Origin of the sequence: Streptomyces sp. NPDC060027 (assembly GCF_042737005.1) — a bacterium.
In the GTDB taxonomy this organism is placed as follows: Bacteria; Actinomycetota; Actinomycetes; order Streptomycetales; family Streptomycetaceae; genus Streptomyces.
In genome coordinates, this window is sequence record NZ_JBHWVI010000056.1 from 1 (window position 1) to 23,605 (window position 23,605).

Annotated in this window: 23 protein-coding genes and 1 pseudogene; 18 read left to right on the forward strand and 6 right to left on the reverse strand. The window is 72.6% G+C overall.

All coding sequences use genetic code 11. The annotated features are described in order from the left end of the window. Window positions 1-174: 174 nt before the first annotated feature. The 11 genes from ACFWBT_RS16660 to ACFWBT_RS16710 all read left to right on the forward strand — a co-directional run bounded on the left by ACFWBT_RS16660 (window position 175) and on the right by ACFWBT_RS16710 (window position 10,897). Window positions 175-462, forward strand: a complete 288-nt coding sequence (locus tag ACFWBT_RS16660; protein ID WP_385700601.1) for an ArsR/SmtB family transcription factor — start codon at window positions 175-177, stop codon at window positions 460-462. A 4-nt stretch (window positions 463-466) separates the two neighbouring features. Then, on the forward strand, window positions 467-1,450 hold the full coding sequence (locus ACFWBT_RS16665) for an SMP-30/gluconolactonase/LRE family protein (protein ID WP_385700603.1): 984 nt from the start codon (window positions 467-469) through the stop codon (window positions 1,448-1,450). Between the two features lie 202 nt (window positions 1,451-1,652). Then, window positions 1,653-2,129 (forward strand): fluoride efflux transporter CrcB, encoded by a 477-nt coding sequence (gene crcB / locus ACFWBT_RS16670; protein WP_385700606.1) that lies wholly within the window; start codon window positions 1,653-1,655, stop codon window positions 2,127-2,129. Then, complete coding sequence (locus ACFWBT_RS16675; protein ID WP_385700609.1) at window positions 2,126-2,530, forward strand: DUF190 domain-containing protein; 405 nt, start codon at window positions 2,126-2,128, stop codon at window positions 2,528-2,530. The genes crcB (ACFWBT_RS16670) and ACFWBT_RS16675 overlap by 4 nt, the downstream gene beginning before the upstream one ends. Further along, a complete protein-coding gene (gene crcB, locus ACFWBT_RS16680; RefSeq protein ID WP_385700612.1) occupies window positions 2,527-2,901 on the forward strand; it encodes a fluoride efflux transporter CrcB in 375 nt (124 codons plus the stop codon). Before ACFWBT_RS16675 ends, crcB (ACFWBT_RS16680) begins: the two co-directional genes overlap by 4 nt. An 83-nt stretch (window positions 2,902-2,984) precedes the next feature. Beyond that, window positions 2,985-3,821, forward strand: a complete 837-nt coding sequence (locus ACFWBT_RS16685) for an undecaprenyl-diphosphate phosphatase (RefSeq protein ID WP_385700614.1) — start codon at window positions 2,985-2,987, stop codon at window positions 3,819-3,821. Window positions 3,822-4,026: 205 nt separating this feature from the next. Beyond that, window positions 4,027-4,704 carry a FadR/GntR family transcriptional regulator gene (locus ACFWBT_RS16690; RefSeq protein WP_385700693.1) on the forward strand — a complete coding sequence of 226 codons (678 nt, stop codon included), beginning with the start codon at window positions 4,027-4,029 and terminating at the stop codon, window positions 4,702-4,704. Window positions 4,705-4,948: 244 nt separating this feature from the next. Then, the gene (locus ACFWBT_RS16695; protein WP_385700695.1) at window positions 4,949-5,971 is read left to right on the forward strand and encodes an asparaginase; all 1,023 of its coding nucleotides are present in this window, start codon (window positions 4,949-4,951) and stop codon (window positions 5,969-5,971) included. 174 nt (window positions 5,972-6,145) lie between these two features. Further along, window positions 6,146-7,087, forward strand: a complete 942-nt coding sequence (locus tag ACFWBT_RS16700; RefSeq protein WP_385700617.1) for a glutaminase — start codon at window positions 6,146-6,148, stop codon at window positions 7,085-7,087. Between the two features lie 719 nt (window positions 7,088-7,806). Continuing rightward, window positions 7,807-9,219, forward strand: coding sequence for a polyprenol phosphomannose-dependent alpha 1,6 mannosyltransferase MptB (gene mptB, locus ACFWBT_RS16705; protein WP_385700698.1), 1,413 nt, complete (start codon window positions 7,807-7,809; stop codon window positions 9,217-9,219). A gap of 208 nt (window positions 9,220-9,427) precedes the next feature. After that, window positions 9,428-10,897: a glycosyltransferase 87 family protein gene (locus ACFWBT_RS16710; protein WP_385700620.1), complete on the forward strand. Its 1,470-nt coding sequence runs from the start codon at window positions 9,428-9,430 to the stop codon at window positions 10,895-10,897. An 11-nt stretch (window positions 10,898-10,908) separates the two neighbouring features. Here the strand turns inward: ACFWBT_RS16710 and ACFWBT_RS16715 are convergent. The 3 genes and pseudogenes from ACFWBT_RS16715 to ACFWBT_RS16725 all read right to left on the reverse strand — a co-directional run. Continuing rightward, window positions 10,909-11,817 (reverse strand): annotated as a pseudogene (locus ACFWBT_RS16715) (D-alanyl-D-alanine carboxypeptidase family protein); the annotation flags it as partial. An 88-nt stretch (window positions 11,818-11,905) separates the two neighbouring features. Continuing rightward, the gene (gene rho / locus ACFWBT_RS16720; RefSeq protein ID WP_385700623.1) at window positions 11,906-13,045 is read right to left on the reverse strand and encodes a transcription termination factor Rho; all 1,140 of its coding nucleotides are present in this window, start codon (window positions 13,043-13,045) and stop codon (window positions 11,906-11,908) included. A gap of 500 nt (window positions 13,046-13,545) precedes the next feature. Further along, window positions 13,546-13,995: a MarR family transcriptional regulator gene (locus ACFWBT_RS16725; protein WP_385700625.1), complete on the reverse strand. Its 450-nt coding sequence runs from the start codon at window positions 13,993-13,995 to the stop codon at window positions 13,546-13,548. A gap of 132 nt (window positions 13,996-14,127) precedes the next feature. Between ACFWBT_RS16725 and ACFWBT_RS16730 the strand changes: the two genes are divergently transcribed. From ACFWBT_RS16730 to ACFWBT_RS16750, 5 genes are all read left to right on the forward strand, one after another. Then, window positions 14,128-14,961 (forward strand): alpha/beta fold hydrolase, encoded by an 834-nt coding sequence (locus ACFWBT_RS16730; protein ID WP_385700628.1) that lies wholly within the window; start codon window positions 14,128-14,130, stop codon window positions 14,959-14,961. A gap of 77 nt (window positions 14,962-15,038) precedes the next feature. Then, on the forward strand, window positions 15,039-16,292 hold the full coding sequence (locus ACFWBT_RS16735; protein WP_385700630.1) for a cytochrome P450: 1,254 nt from the start codon (window positions 15,039-15,041) through the stop codon (window positions 16,290-16,292). A 143-nt stretch (window positions 16,293-16,435) separates the two neighbouring features. Further along, window positions 16,436-17,182: a nuclear transport factor 2 family protein gene (locus ACFWBT_RS16740; protein ID WP_385700633.1), complete on the forward strand. Its 747-nt coding sequence runs from the start codon at window positions 16,436-16,438 to the stop codon at window positions 17,180-17,182. Next, the gene (locus tag ACFWBT_RS16745) at window positions 17,179-17,520 is read left to right on the forward strand and encodes a YciI family protein (protein ID WP_385700701.1); all 342 of its coding nucleotides are present in this window, start codon (window positions 17,179-17,181) and stop codon (window positions 17,518-17,520) included. Before ACFWBT_RS16740 ends, ACFWBT_RS16745 begins: the two co-directional genes overlap by 4 nt. Then, window positions 17,511-18,767 carry an RNA polymerase sigma factor gene (locus tag ACFWBT_RS16750; protein ID WP_385700704.1) on the forward strand — a complete coding sequence of 419 codons (1,257 nt, stop codon included), beginning with the start codon at window positions 17,511-17,513 and terminating at the stop codon, window positions 18,765-18,767. The genes ACFWBT_RS16745 and ACFWBT_RS16750 overlap by 10 nt, the downstream gene beginning before the upstream one ends. Before the next feature lie 75 nt (window positions 18,768-18,842). Here the strand turns inward: ACFWBT_RS16750 and ACFWBT_RS16755 are convergent, their stop codons facing one another. Further along, window positions 18,843-19,331, reverse strand: coding sequence for a hypothetical protein (locus tag ACFWBT_RS16755; RefSeq protein ID WP_385700636.1), 489 nt, complete (start codon window positions 19,329-19,331; stop codon window positions 18,843-18,845). A gap of 116 nt (window positions 19,332-19,447) precedes the next feature. Between ACFWBT_RS16755 and ACFWBT_RS16760 the strand changes: the two genes are divergently transcribed. Next, complete coding sequence (locus ACFWBT_RS16760; RefSeq protein ID WP_266755625.1) at window positions 19,448-19,813, forward strand: MerR family transcriptional regulator; 366 nt, start codon at window positions 19,448-19,450, stop codon at window positions 19,811-19,813. Window positions 19,814-19,881: 68 nt separating this feature from the next. Here the strand turns inward: ACFWBT_RS16760 and ACFWBT_RS16765 are convergent, their stop codons facing one another. Further along, entirely contained in the window at window positions 19,882-21,486 is a 1,605-nt protein-coding gene (locus ACFWBT_RS16765; RefSeq protein WP_385700639.1) for an alpha-amylase family glycosyl hydrolase, read from the reverse strand. A 54-nt stretch (window positions 21,487-21,540) separates the two neighbouring features. On the opposite strand from ACFWBT_RS16765, the gene ACFWBT_RS16770 reads away from it, so the two are divergent. Then, a complete protein-coding gene (locus tag ACFWBT_RS16770) occupies window positions 21,541-22,500 on the forward strand; it encodes a class I SAM-dependent methyltransferase (RefSeq protein ID WP_385700641.1) in 960 nt (319 codons plus the stop codon). Between the two features lie 248 nt (window positions 22,501-22,748). Here the strand turns inward: ACFWBT_RS16770 and ACFWBT_RS16775 are convergent, their stop codons facing one another. After that, on the reverse strand, window positions 22,749-23,570 hold the full coding sequence (locus tag ACFWBT_RS16775) for an alpha/beta fold hydrolase (protein WP_385700644.1): 822 nt from the start codon (window positions 23,568-23,570) through the stop codon (window positions 22,749-22,751). Window positions 23,571-23,605: the final 35 nt, after the last annotated feature.

A 23,605-nucleotide genomic window follows, 5' to 3' on the forward strand; every position in this document is an offset into this window, starting at 1 on the left:
TCTTTTTTTTGTATACGAGACCGCCGCTGAGCGCGCCGGGGCCCGGCCGCCGGGGCGGCCGGGCCCCGTGCGCTTTCGGAGCCGTTCGGCTCCGGCCAGGGTCGTGGAAGGCCGTGCGTGCCGCCCCGGGCTGCGGGACAGTAGCGGGAGACCGTCACGACGGAGGGGGACGAGATGCTCAAGGGGCCCGTCAATGGGCAACGGCTGGACATCCTGGAGTGGTTGCGCGACCCCGCGGTCCACTTCCCGCCGCAGCGTCGCGGCGACCTCCTCCAGGACGGCGTCAGCCCCGAGGCCCTGGCCGTCAAGCTCGGAGTGAGCCGGGGCGTGGCACGCACCCACCTCGACCTCCTCACCGGAGTCGGACTGCTGCGTGCCAAGAAGGTCGGACGGCGGACCTACTACCGCCGCGACGAGTTCCGCATTGCCGAAGTCAGCCACTACTTCGAGAAGGGCTGGTAGGCGCGTGGGACACCGGTCCACTACGACGGGGGCTCCCAACGCGCTCCTTCCCCGGCGCCTGGTGGAGCTCGGCGGCCGCGGCCCCGAGGACGTGGTGGCCGACCCCCGGGGCGGGGTGCTGACCGGTCTGGAGGACGGCCGCATCGTCCGCGTCGACGGGCTCGGCGATCCCGCCCGCACCGGCGTCCGGGTCGTCGCCGAGACGGGCGGCAGACCGCTCGGCCTCGAACTCCTCCCGGACAACGCCCTGTTGGTGTGCGACGCCGAGCGCGGGCTGCTGCGGATCGGGCTCGACGACGGAGTCGTCCGCGTCCTCGCCGACCGGGTCGCCGGTGCGCCCCTGCGCTTCTGCAGCAACGTCGTCGCCCTCGCGGACGGCACCGTGTACTTCACCGTCTCCAGCCGCAGTTACCCCCTTGAGCACTGGATCGGCGATCTCGTCGAGCACACCGGTACCGGTCGCCTGCTGCGCCTCGCACCGGGAGAGACGGAACCCGAAGTGCTCCTGGAAGGGCTCCAGTTCGCCAACGGTCTCGCCCCCTCGGCCGACGAGTCGTTCCTCGTCCTAGCGGAGACCGGTAGGTCGTGCCTCACCCGCTACTGGCTCACCGGGCCGTCGGCGGGCCGTGCCGAGACCTTCCTCGACGACCTCCCCGGCCAGCCGGACAACCTCTGGCGCGCCCCGGGCGGTCCGATCTGGGTGGCGCTGGCGGGACCCCGTGTCGGCGCCCTGGAACTCCTGCACCGGCGCGGCCCGGCCGTCCGGCGCGCCGCGGCCCGCATCGCCGTGCGCGCCCCCTTCCGCCCGCCGGGCACCATGGGCGCCCTCGCGGTCGACGACGCAGGCCGTGTCCTGCACCATCTGGAGGGCCGCCGTGCGCGATTCCGCATGGTCACCAGCGTCTGCGAGGCCGACGGCCGGCTGATCCTCGGAAGTCTCTGGGAGCGCGGCCTCGCCGTCTGCGATCTGCCCGCCGCCCCCGGCTGAGCCGCCGCGCGAGGCCTGTCACGGCTCGGTCCGCGTATGCGCGGCCCGCACCTCCGGCGTTACCCTGTTGACCGGCCGCGATCTTGCGTCGTGGCGCGGCGGTGGGGCCCGCCGTACCCGAACCGCGGCACGGATGCCGCCAACGGTCCCTGCTTGCGATGCCGTGCGCCCGCACCGGCCCGGCGAGTAGGAGCCCAGGTATATGACAGTCCCGCATCCCGAGCGCGTCGACGACTCCGGCACTCCCGTGCGCGCGACCGCGCGGGGGGCGTCCCCCTGGCGCGGCCAGGGGCCGGTCGTCGCGATGGTCTCCCTCGGCGGAGCCGTCGGCGCCACGGCCCGCTACGGAGCGGGACAGCTGTGGCCCACGCAGACCGGCACCTTCCCCTGGACCACCTTCGCGATCAATGTCGTGGGCTGTGCCGTGATCGGCGTCTTCATGGTGCTGATCACCGACGCGTGGCCGGCGCACCGCCTCGTACGGCCCTTCTTCGGCACCGGGGTCCTCGGCGGCTTCACCACCTTCTCGACGTACGCCGTCGACATCCGGACACTGGTCGGCGCGGGCCACCCGGGCACTGGGCTCGGCTACCTCGCCGCGACCCTGTGCGCGGCCCTCGCGGCGGTGTGGCTCGGGACGACGGCGGCCCGCCGGGCCCTGGCACGGAGGCGGCGATGACGAGGCTGACGGGCAGCGCCCTGCGGGTGACGATCTTCATCGGCGAGAACGACACCTGGCACCGCAAGCCGCTCTACGCGGAGATCGTGCACCGCGCCCATGCCGCGGGCCTCGCGGGCGCCAGCGTCTTCCGGGGCATCGAGGGGTTCGGCGCGTCCTCCCTCATCCACACCTCGCGGCTGCTCTCGCTGAGCGAGGACCTTCCGGTGGCGGTGATCGTGGTGGACACCGAGGAGCGCGTACGGGCCTTCCTGCCGCAGATCGATGAACTCGTCACCGAGGGGCTGGTGATCCTCGACGAATGCGAGGTCATCCGCTACGTCGGGCGGGACGGCACACCTGAGGACACATCCGGCGCCGGCGGTGGCGGAACGCCCGGGAAAAGTGAGAAGTCGTCGTGAATTGGCTGCTGGTGATCCTCGGTGCCGCGGTCGGCGCGCCCCTGCGTTATCTGACCGACCGGGCGGTGCAGCTGAGGCACGATACGGTCTTCCCCTGGGGCACCCTCGTCGTCAACGTGACAGGGTGCCTGGTCCTGGGCCTGCTCACCGGCGCCGCCTCGGCCGGTCAGGTCTCCGAACACCTGCAACTGCTGATCGGGACCGGTCTGTGCGGTGCGCTGACCACGTACTCGACGTTCTCGTACGAGACCCTGCGGCTGTCCGAGGCCGGTGCGGGGTTCTACGCTGCCGCCAACGTGATCGTGAGCGTGACGGCGGGCCTCGGCGCGGCGTTCGCCGGGGTCTCGTTCGCGCACGCTTTGTGGACGTAGGTGCCGGGCGCCGCCGCGCATAGGCGACACTGTCTCCTGCACCGTCTACAGCACTGTCGACCAACTCCTCAGAACTGGATCCCATGAGCGTCATCAACGTCGGTCAGGCCGTCGTCCTCGGAGCCGTCGAGGGGGTGACCGAGTTCCTCCCCGTCTCCTCGACCGGCCACCTCAAGATCACCGAGGGGCTGATGGGGATCCCCGTCGACGACAACGCCGTCGTCGGCTTCTCCGCGGTCATCCAGGTCGGCGCGATCGCCGCCGTGCTCGTGTACTTCTTCAAGGACATCGTGCGGATCGTCTCCGCCTGGGGGCGCGGGCTGCGCGACAAGGACGAGCGGCACAGCCACGACTACAAGTTCGGCTGGTGGGTCATCTACGCGACGATCCCGATCGTGGTCGTGGGCCTCGCGGCCAAGCCGCTCATCGAGGGTCCGCTGGCCTCCCTGTGGGTGGTCGCGGGCTCGCTGATCGCGGGCAGTGGCGTGATGTGGGCGGCCGACCAGATGGGCCGCCACAAGCGCGGTGAGGACGACACCTCGTTCAAGGACGCGATGCTGGTCGGCAGCTCCCAGATCCTCGCCCTGCTCTTCCCCGGCTTCTCGCGCTCCGGCGCCACCATGTCGACGGGCCTCATCCTCGACCTGGACCGGGTCGCCGCCACCCGGCTCTCCTTCTTCCTCGGCATCCCGGCCCTGACCGGCGCCGGCCTGTACGAGCTCAAGGACGCCCTCGGCACCGGTGTGGGCGCCGCCCCACTGCTCGCCGGCACCCTGGTGTCGTTCGTGGTCGCCTACGGCTCGATCGCCTGGCTGCTGAAGTTCGTCGCCAAGCACTCCTTCAACGCCTTCGTGATCTACCGGATCGTGATCGGCGTGGCACTGTTCGGGCTGCTCGGCGCGGGAGTTCTCGACAGCTGAGACCGCCCGCGGGCGCCGGCGCGAGCAGGCCCCCGAGGACACGAACCAGCCGCTCCCAGGGGGCGCGAAGCCGAATTCCGGCCTTCGCGCCCCCTGTGCGCTTTCCGTGCTCTGCTTGACATCCCCGCAGGCCACCCGGAGTATCGCGTCCGTGAACCTGTCAGACAGCCAGACAGGTGGGGCGATGCCGCGGCGTGTCAGTGCCATGGAAGCGGTGCTCACCCACCTCCGTGACGCCATCGAGCGCGGCGACCACGCCGTCGGCGACAAGCTCCCCTCCGAGGCGGAGCTCTGCCGCCGTCTCGAGGTCAGCCGCCCCGTGCTGCGCGAGGCACTGCGGGCCCTCCAGGTGATGGGCCTGACCGTGTCCCGTACCGGCAAGGGCACCTTCGTGGTCGCCGACGCGGTCCAAGACCCCACCTTCGGCGACTACGCGGCCGGCGACCTGCTCGAAGTGCGGCGCCATGTCGAGATCCCCGTCGCGGGCTACGCGGCCCTGCGCCGCACCGTGGAGAACCTCGACCACCTCGCCCATCTGCTCGACCGTATGGAGCGGGAGACCGACACCACGGCCTGGGTCGCCATGGACACGATCTTCCACATCGCCATCGCCGAGGCCTCCCAGAACCCGGTCTTCCGCCGTGTCATCGAGGAGATCCGCGACGCGCTGGCACGTCAGTCGGCCTTCCTGAACAACCTCGGCGGCCGTCGCGAACAGTCGAACCGGGAACACCGGGCGATCGTCGAAGCACTGGTCGACGGCAGCGAACACGACGCCACCGAGGCCATGGCCCACCACCTCGACCGTGTGGACACCGCACTCACCTCCATCGTGCGCCCCGAGCGCACGGACACCCTCACGAAAGGCGGCCCCGAGGCATGAGCGCGCACTCCCCGCGACACGACATTCCAGCGGCGTCCCGTACGTCCGCGGCTGACCACCCGGTGACCTCCCGGACGTCCGCGCAGGACATCCGGGCGGCGTTCCGGGCGTCCGCGCCCGTCGGCTCCCCCCGGTCGGCCGGGCCGCGCCGTGCGCCCAGCGCCTTCGCGCCGGCCGCGGGCCGGTACAGCACGTGCCGCCCGCACGCCCGGATACGGGTCGGGGCCGACGCGTGAACCCGACCATGACGTACGGCGGTCCGCTCGCCGTCGAGGCCCCCGTGATCCGCGAACCCCTGCACGCCCCCGTCGCCCACCTGGTGCGCGGCGGCGTGATCGAGGGCATCCACTACGGTTCCGTCGTCGTGCTCGCCGCCGACGGGAGCGTGGAGCTCCAGATCGGCGACATCGAGGCCGCCTTCTACCCGCGCTCGGCGCTCAAGCCCGTGCAGGCCGTGGCGATGCTGCGCGCCGGCCTCCCGCTGGACGGCGAACTGCTCGCGCTCGCCGCGGCCAGCCACTCCGGCGAGGAGCGGCATCTCGCCGGCACCCGGCGCATCCTGGAATCCGCCGGGCTGCCCGAGGAGCGGCTGCGCAACATCCCCGACCTGCCCTTCGACCCGGTCGTCCGGGAGACCTGGGTACGCGAGGGCCGACTGCCCTCCCGGCTCGCCCAGAACTGCTCGGGCAAGCACGCGGCCATGCTGTACACCGCCCACCTCAACGACTGGTCGCTCGACGACTACCTCGACCCGGCCCACCCGCTCCAGCTGACGATCGCCCAGGCCGTCGAGGACCTCACCGGACAGGCCGTCGCCCAGGTCACCGTCGACGGCTGCGGCGCGCCCCTGTTCTCCGTCTCGCTGCACGGCCTCGCGCGCGCCGCCGTCCGGATCGCGGGCGCCGCGCCGGGCACCCCTGAGGCCCGGGTGGCCGACGCGATGCGCGCGCACGCCGAGATGGCCTCCGGGTCCGGGCGTGACGTCGCCGCGCTGATGAGGGCCGTGCCCGGGCTGCTCGCCAAGGACGGCTTCGAGGGTGTGCAGGTCGCGGCGCTGCCCGACGGCCGCGCCGTCGCCGTGAAGATCGCCGACGGCGCCGACCGGGCACGTGTCCCGGTGGCCGCCGCGGCCCTGGCACGGGCCGGGGTCGACCCGGCCGCCCTCGCCGAGTTCGCGGGCGCGCCCCTCCTCGGCGGTGGCGCGGTGGTCGGCGGCATCCGCCCCGTCCGCGCCCTCGACCCGCTCGCCCGACCGGCGTACGCCTGACGCCCGCGGAAATCCACGTGCCCCTCTGCGGGGTGCCGAACTCGCGCTGAAGAGAGCCCTGTTGCGGCCCGAGCGGCGGCTCGCCGGGCCTCCGCGGTCCGAGGCCGTCGCGCGTACGCCCGGGACCGCCCGAGCGTTGAGCGGCGGGACCGGGCGGGCGGCACAATGGCGATCATGCCCGCGTATTCGTCGTATCCCTCCTCCCTGACCTTCCAGCCGGTCCTGGAGCGCATCGCCACCGAGATCGCGCAGACGCCGGGACGGGGGCGGCCCGCCGACTACATCCCGGCGCTGGCCGCCTGCGACCCGCGCCGCTTCGGCATGGCCGTCGCGGAGCTCGACGGCACGGTGTACGGAGTGGGGGACTGGCGGAAGCCGTTCTCCACGCAGTCCATCACCAAGGTCTTCACGCTCGCCCTGGACCTGGCCCGCGAGGGCGACGCGCTGTGGGAGCACGTAGGGCGCGAGCCCTCCGGCAACCCGTTCAACTCCCTGGTCCAGCTGGAATACGAGAACGGCATCCCGCGCAACCCGTTCATCAACGCCGGAGCCCTCGTCGTCACCGACCGGCTGCAGACCCGGACCGGGGACGCGGCCGGCACCCTGCTGGAGTTCCTGCGGGCCGAGAGCGGCAACCCGGAACTGTCCTTCGACAAGGACATCGCCGCCTCCGAGGCCGCGAACGGCGACCGCAACGCGGCGCTCGGCCACTTCATGGCGTCCTACGGCAACATCGACAACCCGGTGCCGGTCCTGCTCGAACAGTACTTCCGGCAGTGCTCGATCGCGGCGTCCTGCGCCGACCTCGCCCTCGCCACCGGGTTCCTGGCCCGGCACGGCATCCGCGCCGACGGCGGCCGGCTGCTCACCCAGAGCCAGGCCAAACAGGTCAACGCCATCATGCTGACGTGCGGTACGTACGACGCCGCGGGCGACTTCGCCTACCGGGTGGGGCTTCCGGGCAAGAGCGGGGTGGGCGGCGGCATCATCGCCGTGGTGCCGGGCCGCTGCACGTTGTGCGTCTGGAGCCCGGGTCTCGACGAGCGGGGCAACTCGGTGGCGGGCGTGGCAGCCCTGGACCGCTTCACCACCCTGACCGGGGTGTCAGTGTTCTAGCCCCACCTGGCTCACCCGCTGCCCAAGTGCCCGCAGGCTTGGCCCACCCGCTGCCTGCGTGCCCGCAGGTCCGGGGCGCCCGCCCGCCGGCCGCGTGACCCGCTGGTCCGGGGCGCCCGCCGATCGTCGTCATCCGCAGGCCTGGCCCGCCCACCGACTGCCGACCCGCAGGTCGGGGGCGCGCGCCGACTGTCGTCATCCCGCAGGCCTGGCCGCCCGCCCGCCGGCCGCGTGGCCCGCAGGTCCGGGGCGCCCGCCGATCGTCGTCTCGCGCCGACCGGAGCCCCGCGGAAAACGCGACGCTCACCGACGCGCCAAGTGCCGTCCCACGCCCGACCGCCGTCCGACACGGACTGCGAGTCCCGCACGGATGGTGGGTCCCGCCCAGATAGTGCGTCCGGCAGGGATGGTGCGTCCCGCACGCATGGTGGGTCCGGCACGGATGGTGGGGTCGGCACGGGTGGTGCGTCCCGCACGCATGGTGGGTCCGGCACGGATGGTGGGGTCGGCACGGGTGGTGCGTCCCGCACGCATGGTGGGTCCCGCGCCGACTGCGCGCCCCGCACCGACCGTGTGCCAACGGTCCCAGACCCAGCGCCCAGTGCGCCATCCGCACGGCGTTGGCGCCACCACGCGGAGGTCATACGCCTGACCCCGCCAGGAGAGCGCCACGTCGCCTTCCGGCCACCCGGCGTTGACACGCTTGCGGCGTGTTGGCCGTGGCTTTCCCCGTCGACCTCCGCCGCTGCCAGGCTCTGGGCCTGGCCGGAACCGCCTTTCTCGCGCTGGGCGGCGAGACCGCGGGGGCCCTGCCCGCGCGCGAATTCCTCGCCCCCGAGTCGGGGCGTGCCGTACTCGGCCTGGTCGGGGTGTACTTCGGCGTCGTTCTGCTGATCGCCGCCTGGGCGCTGCTCGGCACCGTCGTACGCGGGCCCGAACCGCCCACTCCGCGCTCCCTGTTGCTCGTTCTGGCCGTTTGGGCGGCGCCGCTGCTGCTCGCGCCACCGCTGTTCAGCCGGGACGTCTACAGCTACCTCGCGCAGGGCGCCATGGTCGACGCCCACATCGACGTGTACGCGTACGGACCCGCGCGGCTCGGCGGCCCGCTCGCCGACGAGGTGGCGCCCGTCTGGCAGCGGACGACGACGCCGTACGGCCCGGTCTTCCTCGCCGTCGCGTCCGCCCTGTCGGCGCTGACCCGCGGGGAGATACCGGCCGGACTGCTCGGCATGCGCCTGGTGGCTCTGCTCGGCGTCGCCCTGATGGCGGCGGCCCTGCCCCGCCTCGCCCGGCACAGCGGCGCCGATCCGGCCGCCGCGCTGTGGCTCGGCGCGCTCAACCCCCTCGTCCTGCTGCACCTGGTGGCCGGTGCGCACAACGACGCCATCATGCTCGGTCTGCTCGGTGTCGGCCTGGTGGCCGCGCGCGGCCGCCGGCACCTTCTCGGCGTCGTGCTGATCACCCTCGCGGCGCTGGTCAAGGCGCCCGCCGCGCTCGGCCTGCTGGCGGTCGTCGCCCTGCGCGGGCGCGGGCGCGGAAGAGGGCGCCGGGGGACGGTACGGGCCACGGTGACGACCCTGGTGGTCGCCGCCGCCACGACGGTCGCCGCGACGGCGGTGGCCGGTACGGGATACGGCTGGATAGCCGCCCTGAAGACGCCGGTCTCGCCGCACAACTGGTCACCCACCAGCGTGCTCGGCCGCGCCACCGGCGCCGTGCTCCAGAAGCTCGGCAGTGGCCTCGCTCCGCTCGCCATGCCCGCCTGGCACGTGGCCGGACTCGTGGCGACCGTGTGCCTGCTGCTGTTCATCTGGCTCCGGCTGCGGCCGCACCCGGTCTACGCGCTCGGCCTGAGCCTGGCCACGGTGGCGGTGTTCGGGCCCGCCATCCGGCCTTGGTACGCCCTGTGGGGCCTGTTCCTCATAGCGGCGGCGGCCCCCACCGGTTCGATGCGGGGCCGCGTCGCCGCCGTCAGCGCGGTGCTCGCGCTCGCGGTGCTGCCGAGCGGGGCACCGGCGGACGTGGAACAGGTGGTCCTCGCCGTCTCCGGGGGAGTGCTCGCCCTGGTCGTGCTCTGGCAGGCCCACCAGGCGGCGCAGCCGGACGCACCGGTACTGGAGCGCACGGCATGACAGAAGACCCGAGGTCCGGGACGGGTCCGAGCGGGTCGAGGGGGGGACGACGGGAGTGAAGATGCCGGGCGGTGTACGAGGTTCGAGCGGTGTACGGGGTCCGAGCGGCGACGTGTCGGGCGGCGTGCGGGGTCCGGGCGGCGACGTGCCGGGCGGCGTACGGGGTCCGGGCGGCGAGGTGCCGGGCGGGCCGAGGGGGCGCGGGGGCATGGCGGCGGTGCTGGGCACCGATCGCCGGCGCCTCGCCCTCGTCCTCGGACTGGCCGTCGGCGTCGGCGTGTTCACGGCCACCGTGCCGCTGCTGCGCGACTGGTTCGACCTGCGCGTGTACTACGGGACGGTCGACACCTGGGTCCACCACGGCGGCCGGATCTACGACTACCGGGTGCCGGGAACGACGTACGGCTTCACCTATCCGCCGTTCGCGGCCCTCGGCATGCTGCCGATGGCCCTGGTCGGGCTGCCCACGGTGATCGTCGTCGCCCTGCTGCTCAACCTCGCCGCGCTGGCCTCCGTGGTGGCGATCCTGGTCGGACCCGCTCTGCGCCGCTACGGCTGGTTCGGCTTCGCCCTGACGGCCTGTCTGCTGGCCCTGTTCGAACCGGTCCGCGACACCTTCAGCTTCGGTCAGGTCAACCTGGTGCTGCTCGCGCTCGTGCTGAGCGACGCCTGGCTGCTGGCGGGCGGGCGCGGCCGCTGGGCGGGCGTCGGGATCGGCCTCGCCGCGGCGATCAAACTCACGCCGGCGCTCTTCATCGTGCTGCTCCTGCTCGGCCGCCGTCGGCGTGCCGCCGGTGTCGCGACGGGCGTCGCCGCCCTGGCCACCGCGCTGGCGGCCTGGGCGGCACCGGGCGCGTCGCGCTTCTACTGGACCGACGCGCTGTGGGACACGGCCCGTGTCGGGCGCCTGGCCTACGTCTCCAACCAGTCGTTGCAGGGCGTCCTGGCCCGGCTCACGGCCCCTGAGGACCCGAGCCGGGCCCTGTGGGCGACGGCTTCCCTGCTGGTCCTGTGCGTGTGGGCCCGGCGGGTCTCGCGGGCTCTGGCCGACGAGGACTGGACGGCGGCGTTCGCCCTCACCGGCCTCGCCGCCTGTCTCGTCAGCCCGATCACCTGGGTGCACCACTTGGTGTGGCTGCTGCCGTCCTTCGCCGTGCTGCTGCACAGGCGCCGGCCGCGGGTCGCGGCGGCTCTGTACGCGGTGCTGTGCAGCAGCGTGGTGTGGCTGTGGTTCGACGACGCGTCGGGCCTCGACGGGTTCCTCGGCAGCAACACCTATACGTGGGTCACGCTCGGGCTGCTGTCGTGGCTGCCCGCCGGTCAGCCGCGCGGGGGCCGGGCCGCCTTGATCCGCAGGGCCAGAGCGACGCTCGCGGCACCCAGACCGGCGGCGCCCGCGATTCCGGCCGCGGCGGACCAGTCGAACCCCTCGTCGTCCGGGAGCGCGGCGGCCACGGGCCGTGCGGTGGCCTCGCGCCGTGCGGTGGCACCGGGCCGGGCGGCGGAACCGGCCGGGGTGGACGGACCGGCCGGGGTGGACGGGGCGGCGGGACCGGCCGCGGGCACGGCACGTGTGTCGAGCAGTGTCCCCACGGGCTCGACACGGCCGGCCGCCTCGAAGCCCCAGTCGAGCAGCGAGCGCGCCTCCTCGTACACGGCGAACCCGCCGCCCGCCTGAGGGTTCATCACCGTGACGACGAGGGTGCGCCCGTCGCGGCGCGCGGCGGCGACCAGGGTGTTGCCGGCGTTGGTGGTGTAGCCGTTCTTGACGCCGATCAGACCCGGGTAGGGCGCCACCCCGTTCGCGCCGGTCAGCAGCCGGTTGGTGTTCTGGATGCCGTACGAGGACCCGCCGTCGCCGGGGAACATCGATTCGGCGGTGGCGCAGTACCGCGCGAAGTCGGCGTTGCGCAGCCCGGCCCGCCCGAAGACCGCCAGGTCGTACGCCGACGAGACCTGCCCGGGCGTGTCGTACCCGTCGGGCGAGACGACGTGGGTGTCGCGGGCGCCGAGCGAGCGGGCCTTGGCCTGCATCTGGGCGGTGGTGGCCGCCCAGCCGCCGTTCATCGCGGCGAGTACGTGCACGGCGTCGTTGCCGGAGTTGAGGAAGACCCCGCGCCACAGGTCCGCCACGCTGTAGGTGTGATTCTCGGCCACGCCGACCAGGCTGCTGCCCGCGCCGATGCCTTCCAGCTCCTCCTCCTTGACGGTGTGCCGGATGGTGCCGGGCAGCGACGGGAGGACGGTGAGGGCGAACAGGGTCTTGAGGGTGCTGGCGGGCGGCAGCCTGCGGTGGGCGTTGTGCGCGGCGAGCACGTCGCCGGTGCGGGCGTCGGCCACCAGCCACGACAGTGCGGAGATGTCCCCGGGGACCGCGGGCGCCCCGGTTTGGGGGCGTACCTGCGTCCCGGTCCGGTAGAGCGCCGAGGACTGCGACGCGGCGGGCCGGGGCGCCCCGGGGCCCGCACCGGCGAGTGCGGCGGCGGGGCTCGTCGCGGCGGCCAGCACACCGACCACGCAGACGGCTGAGCAGGAGAGGGCGGCGCGCGTGACGGAGGAGCGAGAAACGGCGGCCCGGAGCGAGAATCCGATGGTCATACCGCAAACGTAGGAACGGACTCGCGACACGCCGGGCTGCCCGGGCCGAGTGGCGACGTCGAGCACCCGGATGCCACAGGCGCGGGGGTCAGGAGGGCAGGGTGGGGTGAACCTGGCGCAGGAAGGCGGCGTTGTCGGGGGTGGCGCGCAGCCGTTCCAGGAGCGTTTCCAGGCCGGCCTGCCCGTCCCGCGTGCCCAGGGCGCGCCGAATCCCTCGGGCGGCCGCCAACTCGGGTGCGGGCAGCAGGAGTTCCTCGCGTCGGGTGCCGGAGGGAGTGATGTCGACCGCGGGGAAGACCCGTCGGGCGGCCAGGGTCCGGTCGAGCCGGAGCTCCATGTTGCCGGTGCCCTTGAGCTCCTCGAAGAAGAAGTCGTCGGCGCGGGAGCCGGTCTCCACGAGGGCGGTGGCGAGGATGGTCAGCGAGCCGCCCTCCTCGGCGAGACGCGCCGCTCCGAAGATGCGCTTGGGGCCCTGCAGCGCGGCGGCGTCGACACCGCCGCTGAGGGTGCGCCCACCGGCGGCGGCCGCGTTGTTGTGCGCACGGCACAGCCGGGTGAGGGAGTCGAGCAGGATCACGACGTCCTGGCCCGCCTCGACGAGCCGCTTGGCCCGCTCGATGACGAGCTCGGCGAGCGCGATGTGCTGCTTGGGCGACTGGTCGAAGGTGGAGGCGAAGACCTCGCCGCGTACGGAGCGCCGCATGTCGGTGACCTCCTCGGGCCGCTCGTCGAGCAGCACCACCATCAGGTGGCATTCGGGGTGGTTGCCGGCCACGGCGGCGGCGATCTGCTGGAGTAGTACCGTCTTGCCGGTCTTGGGCGGGGCGACGATGAGGCCGCGCTGGCCCTTGCCGACCGGCGAGACCAGGTCGACGACGCGTCCGGTCAGTCCGCTCGCCGGGTGTTCCAGCCGGAGCCGGTCACGTGGGTGCAGCGGGGTGAGGTCGGCGAAGTGCGGGCGGCGGCGCAGCTCTTCGGGCGCACGGCCGTTGATCCGCTCCGCCTCGGTGAGGGTCCGGGGTCCGCCGCGCACACCGTGCACGGTGTCGCCCTTGCGCAGGCCGTGACGGCGGATCAGCGCGGGGGAGACCTGAAGGTCGGTGGGCGAGGGCAGGCAGTTCGCGGAGCGCAGGTACCCCTTCCCGTTGCCGTCGATGTCGAGGACACCGGTGGCGACCTGGGTCTGGGGCCGCTGCTGTACAGGGGGGCGTTCGAGTGTGGTGGTCATGGGATGTCCTTTCACGGACGGGAATTGCATGGGTCATGCGGAAGGAAGGGGGGGGAGAGGCCGCGAACGGAGGGCGCGGGGCGCGCCTCGGTGCGGCGGGAACATCACCTCGGGTACGACGGGAGCGATCCCCGGCCGTGCTCGGGAGGTGGTGCTGAGAAGCTGGTCCGCCGGTCGGAATCGACGGCGTGGCAGCGGGAGAAGGAACTGGCACCGGCGCCTGGAACAATCGGCGTACACGAGTGCTGGTGCGACTGTACCACTGGAGGGGCCCGTTCGGCTGTGATCCGCCTCTCAGCGGCCCGCGAGGGGGCTTTCGGAAGGCGGACCCTTGCGTCCGGCGGTAACGGTCGGCCGGACACTGTCCGGACCATCCGGCCCCGGTGTGGCCCCAGTTGCGGCCAGGGAAGTCGGCCGCGCTCCGGTCGCCGCGGGATCCGCAGCCTCAGTACCTCAACGCGTTCTCGGCCTCGTCCATTCCGGCAGCTGACGCTCCGGCGTCAGCGCAGGCGCCCGAGGACGTCCGGCGACAGCCGTTCGGCGAGCTGTTCCAGCAGAGCGACCGTCTCGGCGATCGTCGAGCTGTCCTCGGTGTCGAGGGCGGCGCCCAGCGCGTTGTCGATCGGGCTCGCCGCGACCTCGGCCCGGCGGCCGGTGATCTCAGGGTTGCGCCGGATCAGGGAGCGGCGGCGGTCGGCGGGGTCGGTCGCGGTGAGGATCGAGCCCGCTTCCCTGAGGCGTGCGACGCACGCGGACACGGCGCTCTGCGGCAGGCCGGTCCGCAGGGCGACCTCGCCGACCGTCGTGTCGGTGTGGGCGTACACGTCGAGCATCACGATCAGCATGGACCGGGTGCTCGTGGACCGAGGGCCGACCCCCTCGGTGGGGATGGCCTCCTCGCCGATCTTCATCAGGGTCCGGCCCAGAAGGAAGAGTTCCGCTCCGTTCATGACCGCAGATCATATCAAGGAAGATGCATCAGAAATAATGCATCACTCTTGATGCATCAAGAATGATGGAGTACGTTCGATGAGGGAGGGGCGCCGAAGGGCGTCCGCGTTCATCCACGTGAGGAGCCCGCCATGCATGTCACCCGTACCGGCGCCCTGCCCGTCCCCGGCGCCACCCTCCACTACGAAGTGCGCGGCACGGGACCCCTGTTGCTCGTCTCGCAGAGCGGAGAGGGGGACGCCAACCGCAGTGACGCGATGGTCGACCACCTCGTCGACGCGTACACCGTCGTGACGTACGACCGGCGAGGCCTGTCCCGCAGCGTCCTCGACGATCCGGCCCGCGGTGCCACCCTCGACGAGCACGTGGACGACGTGCACCGGCTGCTGGCCCACCTCACCGACGAGCCCGCGCTCATGCTCGGTTGCAGCATGGGTGCCGTCATCGGACTCCGCCTCGCCCGGCGCCATCCCGAGCGGCTGAGCGTCCTGGTCGCACACGAGCCCGCCATCCCCGGCATGCTGCCCGAGGCCGAGAAACTCCGCGCCTGGCGGGAGCTGGACGAGATGCGCGAGGTCTTCCGTCACGAAGGATGGATCGCCGGTGTACGCAGGATCGCCGAGATCCTCGGCATCGACCCGAGCCGCCAGGAAGTCGAACCCGGCGCCGGAATGGCCCCGTTGGACGCCTCCCGCGAGGCGAACTTCACGTTCTTCGTCGCGCACGACGCACTGACGATGAGCCGGGCCGAACTCGGACCGGACGAGATCGGTGCGCTCAAGCGCGGGCCGGTCCGCGTCGTGCCGGCGGCAGGACGCACCACGCCGCGCCAGATGTTCGACTACCGCTGCGCCGAGGAACTGGCCGCCGGACTCGGTGTCGCACCGATCCACTTCCCGGGCGGCCACAACGGCAACCTGACCCACCCGAAGGGCTTCGCCGAGCTGCTGCGCACGCTGTTCTGAGCAGGCAGAATCGATCGTCGTACGGCGCCCGACGGTGTCGTACGACCGCCAACTCGGCCCGTAGCAAGGAGAACCCGGTGGACACCTCTCCCGTCACTCCGCACCGCATGGACCCCGCGGGCGGCTGCCCGCACGCCGACAACGAGCGGTTGCTCGCGCGGGGCGCCGTCGCTGCGGTGGAGCTGCCCGGTGCGGTGGAAGGCGTGGCGGTGCTCGGGCACGACGCGTTGAAGGAGTTCCTCGCCCACCCGGATGTCGCCAAGGGGGCCCGGCACTTCACGGCCCTGCGCGAGGGACGGATAGCCGAGGGCTGGCCACTGCTGACCTTCGCCACCGTGCAGGGGATGACGACCGCCGACGGTGACGACCACCGGCGGCTGCGCTCCCTCGTCAGCAAGGCGTTCACCGCGCGACGTGTGGAGCAACTACGCCCCCGCATCGAGGAGTTGACGTCCGGACTGCTCGACGGCCTGCACGCGGCGGCACAGGAGAGCGGGGGAGTGGCCGATCTGCGGCGGCACTTCGCGCTTCCCCTGCCGATGAGCGTCATCGGCGAACTCCTCGGCGTCGAGGCCGAGTACCTCGACCGGCTCCACCATCTGTCGAACCAGGTCGTCGCCACCGACATCGGTCCGGAGCAGGTCGTCGCGGCGAACCGCGAACTGGTGGCCGTGCTGGTCGCCGTCGCGACCGCGCGCGCGGAGAACCCCGGCGACGACCTCACCAGCGCCCTGATCGCCGCCCGGGACGAGGAGGGCGACCGGCTCAGCCAGCAGGAACTCATCGGCACCCTGGTGCTCATGATCATCGCCGGGCACGAGACCACACTGAACCTGATCACCAACGCCGTACGGGCGCTGTGCGGGCACCGGGACCAGTTGGAGTCCGTCCTCAAGGGCGAGTCGAGCTGGGCGGACGTCGTCGAGGAGACCCTGCGCTGGGACGCGCCCGTCAGCTACTTCCCGTTCCGCTACCCGGTGCGGGACCTGACCGTCGACGGGAGCGTCATTCCCCAGGGCACCCCGGTCCTCGCCGGCTACTCGGCCGCGGGCCGCGACCGGGCCGCTCACGGACCGGACGCCGACCGCTTCGACATCACCCGCCCCGGGCGGCCCGGTGCCGTCCGGCACCTCTCCCTCGGGCACGGTGCCCACTACTGCCTCGGGGCCCCGCTCGCCCGGATGGAGGCCACCATCGCCCTGGAGCGGCTGTTCACCCGCTTCCCCGACCTCGACCTTGCCCTGCCCGAGGCGGAGCTCACCCGGCACGCCAGTTTCGTGGGCAACAGCGTTCGGGCCCTTCCCGTGCGGCCGGGAGCCTCCCGCCGCTGACGGCGCGCGGGCGCGCAGGCGCCCGCACGGGCCGCGCGTGCCCCGGGGCGCCCACGGGCGAAAGAGATCACCGCCGCGTGTCGATTCGCCGTTCCGCCGTTCGTCGGTGGGGTGTAGGAAGCTCATGAGCACCGGGAGGAACCATGAAGTACATGCTGCTGGTCTGCGGCGACGACACCGCCGACGCCTCCGGGATGGCGCCCGTCGAACCCTGGGTCGAGGAGCTGGGCGCCGAGCGCGGCGTACGGCTGCACGGTCACCGGCTCCGGCTGCCCGCCGACGCGGTCACCGTCCGGGTGCGGGACGGCGAGGTGCTGCGCACCGACGGCCCCTTCGCCGAGACGAAGGAGTACGTCGCCGGTTTCGACATCCTCGACTGCGCCGACATGGAGGAGGCGATCCGGGCCGCGGCGAAACACCCGGTCGCGGCCATCGGCGCCATGGAGGTCCGCGCGTTCTGGGACGAGGAGGACGCCGAGCCGGAGATCCGCCGCCTCGACGCGGAGCTCACCGAGGCCGCCCGCGAGCGTGACATCGACCGGGCGATGGCCTGCTACGCCCCGGACGTCGAGGTGTTCCACCCCGTGAGCGGCCTGGAGCAGAGCGGTGTCGACGCCCTGCGCAAGGCGGAGGAACTGTGGTTCTCGACGCTCGCCGGACCCGTCGACCGTGAGGTGCTCGACTTCCGCCTGCGCGTCGACGAGAGCGTCGCCTTCAGCCACGCCCTGGTGCGTACGCGCGGCACGCTCGTCGACGGCGGAGTGCTGGACACCACCGCACGCGTCACCACGGGCTACCGCGCGGCCGGCGACCGCTGGCAGATCGTCCACCAGCACACGTCGGTGCCGGTCGTCGCCGGCATTCCGGGAGCCGAGAAGGTCCCGTCATGAAGTACGTCCTGTTCATCTGCACACCCGTCGGCGGCGAGGAACGCGGTCCCGCGGAGATCTCCGACGACGCCCGGTTCACCTCGTACGTCCAAGAGGTGCGCGACCGCGACATCGTGAGGGGCGGCGCCCGGCTGCGGCCCCCCACCGACGCCACCACCGTCCGGGTCCAGGGCGACGAAGTCCTGCTCAGCGACGGCCCGTTCGTCGAATCGAAGGAGTACGTCGCGGGTATCGACATCGTCGAGGTCGCCGACCTCGACGAGGCCATCGCCCTCGCGTCCCGGCATCCGGCGGCGCTGAGCGGCGGTTCGGTGGAGGTGCGGCCGGTCTGGGAGTGAACGACGACGTCGAGGAGGCGGTCGCGGCCGCGTTCCGCGAGGAGTGGGGCCAGGTCGTCGCCACCCTCATCAGGGTGACCGGCGACTGGGACCTCGCCGAGGAATGCGCGCAGGACGCCTTCGCCCAGGCCCTCGACCGGTGGCGGCGCGACGGAGTGCCGCGCCGCCCCGGCGCCTGGCTGACCACGACCGCGCGCCACCGCGCCCTGGACGTGCTGCGCCGTGAGGCCGTCGGGGCGCGGAAGCTGCGGGAGGTGGCGGTGCCGACGCGCGACGAGGGTCCGTACGACCCGGAATTCGACGAGGACGGCGGAGTCGGGGACGACCGGCTGCGGCTGATCTTCACCTGCTGCCACCCGGCGCTTCCCATCGAGGCCCGGGTGGCGCTCACCCTGCGCACCCTGGCCGGACTGACCACGCCCGAGATCGCGCGCGCCTTCCTCGTCCCCGAGGCGACGATGGCGCAGCGGCTGGTGCGCGCCAAACGGAAGATCCGCAACGCGGGCATCCCGTACCGCGTACCGCCCGCGCACCTGCTGCCCGAACGCACCACGGGCGTACTCGGCGTGCTCTATCTGCTCTTCAACGAGGGGTACGCCGCCACGGCCGGGGCCGATCTGGTGCGCACGAACCTCTGCGCCGAGGCGATCCGCCTCGCCCGCGTCCTGGCCGGCCTGATGCCCGACGAGACCGAAGTCCTCGGTCTGCTAGCACTGTTGCTGCTGCACGACGCCCGGCGCGGCACGCGCGTCGACGCCGGGGGCGACCTGGTCACCCTGGAGGACCAGGACCGCAGCGCCTGGGACAGGCCGGAGGCCGACGAGGGCGCCGCACTCCTGGAGACCGCCCTGCGCCGCGGGCGCCCCGGGCCGTACCAGATCCAGGCCGCGATCGCCGCCTGTCACACCACCGCCGCCACGGCCGACGAGACCGACTGGGCCGACATCGCGGCCCTCTACGGCGAACTCCGGCGCTTCGTGCCCTCCGCCGTGGTCCGGCTCAACCGGGCGGTCGCCGTGGGCATGTCCGCAGGCACCGACGCCGGGCTCGCCCTGGTCGCCGAACTGGAGGAGGAGGGCGAGCTGGCCGCCTACCACCTGCTGCCCGCCACTCGTGCGGACCTGCTGCGTCGCGGCGGTCGTACCGCGGAGGCCGCCGAGGCGTACGAGCGGGCGCTCGAACTGGTGGAGAACGCGTCCGAGCGGAGATTTCTGGAGAAGCGGCTCGCCGAGTGTCGATCGGCGTAGGGGCCCGAGGGCGGTTCCCGGCCCCGGCCCTCTGCCAGGACGTTCAGGAGGATTCCCGGAGGCCGGCGGGACCTGTCAGTTCCGCCAACCTCCCTTTGCGAAGGCGGAATTCCGGTTCGCCGGTCCGGCGGTGTCGTTCGCCGGGTCCGTGCGTCGGCGTCGCCACCACGGCGCGAGCTGGAGGACGCCGAACACCACCTCGACGGCGAAGAACGGCCACAGAATACGAGAGACTCCCTGGGCCAAGGCGTACGCCTGCCACGCCGCGAACAAGGTGCGCGCCATGCCGTCGAACAGCCCGTGTTCCGGCTGCGTCCGCACGATGCGCAGAAGCGACCAGACGACCACGACCGAGCCCATCAGGTTCGCGAACAGGGTCTGCCACGGGTCGGGTTCGGGCAGAGCGCCCATGCCGAGCGCGTCGCCCCACGACGACAGCGCGTCGTGCACCAGCGTGTAGGTCCACGGCGTCGCGAATCCCGCCGTGACGACGAGGTCGTACCAGGCACTGGCTCGTACGAGGCGGAGATAGGCGGGTTGCCCGGGGTCGGGAAGACGGATCACGGCGAGGCTCCTACTGGTCCGGTGGCAGCGACGCCTCACGCTAAACAGTGGAGTACGGTCCAAGGTCAAGCCCGTACCCGGGCCCGAACCAGAGCCCCGATCTCCGACGGAGGGTCATGCGCATCGGTGAACTCGCCGCGCAGGCGGGCATATCCAGAGACACGATCCGCTTCTACGAAAAGGTCGGTCTGGTCGAAGGCCGCCGCCTGGCCAACGGATATCGCGACTTCCCACCCGAGGCGGTGCCCTGGCTGCACTATGTCCGCACCGCGCAGGCCCTCGGGTTCTCCCTGGCCGAGATCGCCCGGCACGGCGAGGAGTTGCGTGAAGCGCCGGACACCGCGGAATCACTGTCCGCGCTGTTCGAGGAGAAGATCCAGGTCATCGACGCCCGCATCGCCGAACTGGTCACCCTGCGGACCGAACTGACCACACGCGTCGGCACCGGCTGCCCGCTGCGGACAGCCGGCCGGCTCGCCTGAACCCCCCTGCCGCGACCGTCGACCGGGGCAGGGCGCGCCCAACACGACGGGCGGAGGGGAACCGTTCCTCAGCGCCCGGCACTCGGCCCGGTGAGTTCGAAGACGCCGTAGCCGAATCCCTGGGCGTCGATACCGCCGTCGGCGACACGGACGCCGTCAACTTCCAGAGAGCGGGCGTCGACTGCGCCGTCGTAGCGACAACTCGCCTGCTCCCGGCGTGGATTGATCACGACGAGATAGCGGTCGCCCCGCACGTACACGAACGGGTACCCGGCGTGCACCACCTCCACCGAACCGCCCGGCCCCAGCTCCGGGGCGCCGGTGCGCAGGGCGACGAGGCGGCGTACGAGATGCAGGAGCGAGGTGTCGTCGGCCAGTTGGGCGGCGACCGTCGGGCGGTCCGGGGACGGGTCGACGGGGAGATAGAGGCGGTCGGCGGGGGCGGTGGAGAAGCCGGCGTTGGGGCTGTCGTCCCACTGCATCGGCGTGCGGGAACCCGCGCGGTTGTAGCGGGGCCCCAGCACGCTGCCCTCCTTCTCAGGCAGTCCCGGCAGGTAACGCATGCCGATCTCGTCGCCGTAGTAGATCGCCGGAAGGGTCGGCCAGGTCAGCTGAAAGGCGAACACGGCGGGGAGCTGAGCGGCCGTGCGGGGGCCGCAGTTGAGGCGGGAGAAGTCGTGATTGGCGGTGGGGAGCGCGATGAATCCGTCCTCGCCGAGCGCGGACACCGCCCTGCTCCACGCGTCCACGAAGGGGCGCGGGGAGCCCCGGCCCTCGGCGTCGAAGAAGCAGTCGAGCGGATCCCAGGCCTCGTTGACCGTGCCCTCGCCGTTGCTCCACAGCGAGCGCAGGGCGAGTCCGTCGGTGGGCCCGCCGAACTGGAGGAAGAAGTCCGTGTGGAACCCCGCGGGGACGGACACCTCGGGGTCGCCCCACTCCGAGAGCAGCACGGCGTCCGGATGCGCGCCGTCCAGCCAGTGGCGCAACTCCGTCCAGACCGCTGCCGTCTCCTTCTTGCCCGGGTCGTCCTTCACGAGCGAGGCGGCCATGTCCACGCGGAAGCCCGACAGACCGAGGCCCAGCCAGTGGTCCATCACGGAGCGCAGCGCGGCACGGTTGGCGCGCGGGCCCTCCGCGTCGACCGGTCCACGCCACGGCTCGTCCGGACGCGTGCGCGCGTAACCGAAGTTCAGGGCGGGCTGGAAGGCGAAGAAGTTCGGCAGATACGCCCCCGGGCGGGTTCCGGGGGAGGGGACGAAGCCGTCCGGGGAGCCCCCGGGCGCCCAGATGTACCGGTCGTCGGCCGGATCGTCCATCGCGGCCCGGAACCACGGGTGCTGGTCGGAGGTGTGACCCGCCACGAGGTCGAGGAGGACGCGGATGCCGCGGCGGCCGGCCTCGTCCACGAGTCGGGCGAGGTCGTCGGAGGATCCGTATCGGGGTGCGACGTCCAGGTAGTCGGCGACGTCGTATCCGGCGTCTCCGAACGGTGACACGAAGCACGGGTTGAGCCACACGGTGTTCACGCCCAGCCACGCGAGGTGGTCGAGGCGCTCGGCGATGCCGTCGAAGTCGCCGATGCCGTCGCCGTTGGAGTCGGCGTACGACTGCGGGTAGATCTGGTAGAAGACGGCGTCGGCCAGCCAGGCGGGGGCGGGGCGGAACGAGGTCATGCCGGGGACGATAGATCAGCGCACCCGACGCCCGCTGCCCCTAAGCTCGGCCAGATGTTCACGCCGCAAGGTCCCACTCTCCGCGAACTGGCCGTGCAGGGCCTCTCGTCCATCGAACACGGTTACGACCTGCTCGCCCCCAAGTTCGATCACACGCCGTTCCGGACCCCGGACGCGATCCTCGACGCGGTCGGACGGGCCCTCGCGCCGCTGGGACCGTTCACCGCGGGACTCGACCTGTGCTGCGGCACCGGCGCGGGCATGGAGGTCCTGCGGGAACTGTGCCGGGAGAGCGTCACCGGCGTCGACATCAGTAGGGGCATGCTGACGGTCGGACGCGAGCGGTTCGACACCGACGCCGACGGTTCGTCGTCCCTGGTGGGGACGCGCGAGGACGGCTCACCGTCCCCGGCGGAGGCGCGTGACGACGGGCCACTGCCGGTCGCCCCGACGCCGGGAGGCAGGCCGCCGTCCGTCACTCCGGCGCGGGGCGGCACGCTGCCTTCCGTCGTCGGCGTACGGGGGGCCGGGTCACCGTCCGTGCCCCCGGTTCGCGGCGACGGCGCACCGTCGGTCGCCTGGGTGCGCGGTGATGCCCGCGCCCTCCCGTTCGAGCCCGCGTTCGACCTGGTCGTGAGCTTCGGCGCCTTCGGGCACTTCCTGCCGCGCGAGCTGCCCGGCGTGTTCGCCGGGGTCCACGCCGTACTGCGCCCCGGCGGACGCTTCGCGTTCCCGATCATGGCTCCGCCGCGGCCCAGCTCGCCGTGGTACTGGGCCCTGCTGGGCTTCGACACGGTGATGTGGGTGCGCAATGCCGTCCGGCGTCCGACCTTCGTCATGTACTACCGCGCGTTCCGGCTCGGTGACGTGGAGCGGGAACTGGATCGGGCCGGCTTCCGGACGGAACTTCACGCGCTGCCCGAGTTCGGCCGCCGACGGGACGGCAGCCCGCGGGCCCGGATGGTCGTGGCCACGCGCGAGGACACCTCGGTGAGGTCCTCCGGCGCCGTATGACGGGGGCGCCCAAGGGAAGGCTCCCTGCCGGGGCTGCCGGGGCCGAGTCGTTTCCTCGGCATCCGGAGCGCGGACGAGCCTCCGCCGCCCACGGTCCCTCGCCCTCGGACGGTCTCCCGAGCGCTGACGAGAGTCCCCCGGGCCCCGCGGACCCGGGGGACTCTCCTGCCTCGGCGGACGCCGGCCCACGCCCCCGTCGGCGGACTCGCCGAGGCCGGTCACGGCGTCCGGGTGGGCCGCGTCGCCCGTCAGGCGCGGATGAAGTCGAGCAGATCGGCGTTGAAGGCCTGCTCGAACTCGCCCACCAGGCCGTGCGGGGCGCCCGGGTACACCTTCAGCGTCGCGTCCTTGACCAGCTGAGCCGTCTTCAGCGCGGCGGCGCCGATCGGCACGATCTGGTCGTCGTCGCCGTGCGCGATGAGCGTCGGAACGTCGATCTTGGCGAGGTCCTCGGTGAAGTCGGTCTCCGAGAACTGCTCGACGCAGTCGTACGCCGCCTTCAGCCCGGCCTGCATGCTCTGCAGCCAGAACTCGTCGCGCTTGCCCCGCGAGACCGTGGCACCCTCGCGGTTGGCGCCGTAGAACGGTGAGGCCAGGTCCTGGTAGAACTGCGAGCGGTCCGCCTCGACCCCGGCGCGTATGCCGTCGAAGGCGTCGATGGGCGTGCCCTCCGGGTTGGTGTCCGACTTCAGCATGACCGGGGGAACCGCGCCCAGCAGGACCGCCTTGGCGACCCGCCCGGTGCCGTGCCGGCCGATGTAGCGGGCCACCTCGCCGCCGCCCGTGGAGTGCCCGACCAGGATCACGTCGTCGAGGCCGAGCGACTCGATGAGCTCGGCCAGGTCGTCGGCGTACTGGTCCATGGTGTTGCCCTGCCACGTCTGCGCCGAACGGCCGTGCCCGCGGCGGTCGTGCGCGATGCCGCGGAAGCCGTTCTCGGCGACCAGCCGCAGCTGACCCTCCCAGGCGTCCGCGTTGAGTGGCCAGCCGTGGCTGAAGACGACCGGCTGCCCACTGCCCAGGTCCTTGTAGAAGATGTCGGTGCCGTCGGAGGTCGTGAACGTGCTCATGGGTTGTTCCCTTTCGAGAGGTGGCGCGATGGTGC

Bases quoted from the DNA above. Each gene is read 5' to 3' on its own strand.
- ACFWBT_RS16770 (WP_385700641.1), top strand. From the start codon at position 21,541: ATGTTCACGCCGCAAGGTCCCACTCTCCGCGAACTGGCCGTGCAGGGC.
- ACFWBT_RS16695 (WP_385700695.1), top strand. From the start codon at position 4,949: ATGACGTACGGCGGTCCGCTCGCCGTCGAGGCCCCCGTGATCCGCGAA.
- ACFWBT_RS16730 (WP_385700628.1), top strand. From the start codon at position 14,128: ATGCATGTCACCCGTACCGGCGCCCTGCCCGTCCCCGGCGCCACCCTC.
- ACFWBT_RS16660 (WP_385700601.1), top strand. From the start codon at position 175: ATGCTCAAGGGGCCCGTCAATGGGCAACGGCTGGACATCCTGGAGTGG.
- ACFWBT_RS16700 (WP_385700617.1), top strand. From the start codon at position 6,146: ATGCCCGCGTATTCGTCGTATCCCTCCTCCCTGACCTTCCAGCCGGTC.
- ACFWBT_RS16740 (WP_385700633.1), top strand. From the start codon at position 16,436: ATGAAGTACATGCTGCTGGTCTGCGGCGACGACACCGCCGACGCCTCC.
- ACFWBT_RS16685 (WP_385700614.1), top strand. From the start codon at position 2,985: ATGAGCGTCATCAACGTCGGTCAGGCCGTCGTCCTCGGAGCCGTCGAG.
- ACFWBT_RS16745 (WP_385700701.1), top strand. From the start codon at position 17,179: ATGAAGTACGTCCTGTTCATCTGCACACCCGTCGGCGGCGAGGAACGC.
- ACFWBT_RS16760 (WP_266755625.1), top strand. From the start codon at position 19,448: ATGCGCATCGGTGAACTCGCCGCGCAGGCGGGCATATCCAGAGACACG.
- ACFWBT_RS16710 (WP_385700620.1), top strand. From the start codon at position 9,428: ATGGCGGCGGTGCTGGGCACCGATCGCCGGCGCCTCGCCCTCGTCCTC.
- ACFWBT_RS16675 (WP_385700609.1), top strand. From the start codon at position 2,126: ATGACGAGGCTGACGGGCAGCGCCCTGCGGGTGACGATCTTCATCGGC.
- crcB (WP_385700606.1), top strand. From the start codon at position 1,653: ATGACAGTCCCGCATCCCGAGCGCGTCGACGACTCCGGCACTCCCGTG.
- ACFWBT_RS16765 (WP_385700639.1), bottom strand. From the start codon at position 21,486: ATGACCTCGTTCCGCCCCGCCCCCGCCTGGCTGGCCGACGCCGTCTTC.
- ACFWBT_RS16775 (WP_385700644.1), bottom strand. From the start codon at position 23,570: ATGAGCACGTTCACGACCTCCGACGGCACCGACATCTTCTACAAGGAC.
- rho (WP_385700623.1), bottom strand. From the start codon at position 13,045: ATGACCACCACACTCGAACGCCCCCCTGTACAGCAGCGGCCCCAGACC.
- ACFWBT_RS16725 (WP_385700625.1), bottom strand. From the start codon at position 13,995: ATGAACGGAGCGGAACTCTTCCTTCTGGGCCGGACCCTGATGAAGATC.
- ACFWBT_RS16690 (WP_385700693.1), top strand. From the start codon at position 4,027: ATGGAAGCGGTGCTCACCCACCTCCGTGACGCCATCGAGCGCGGCGAC.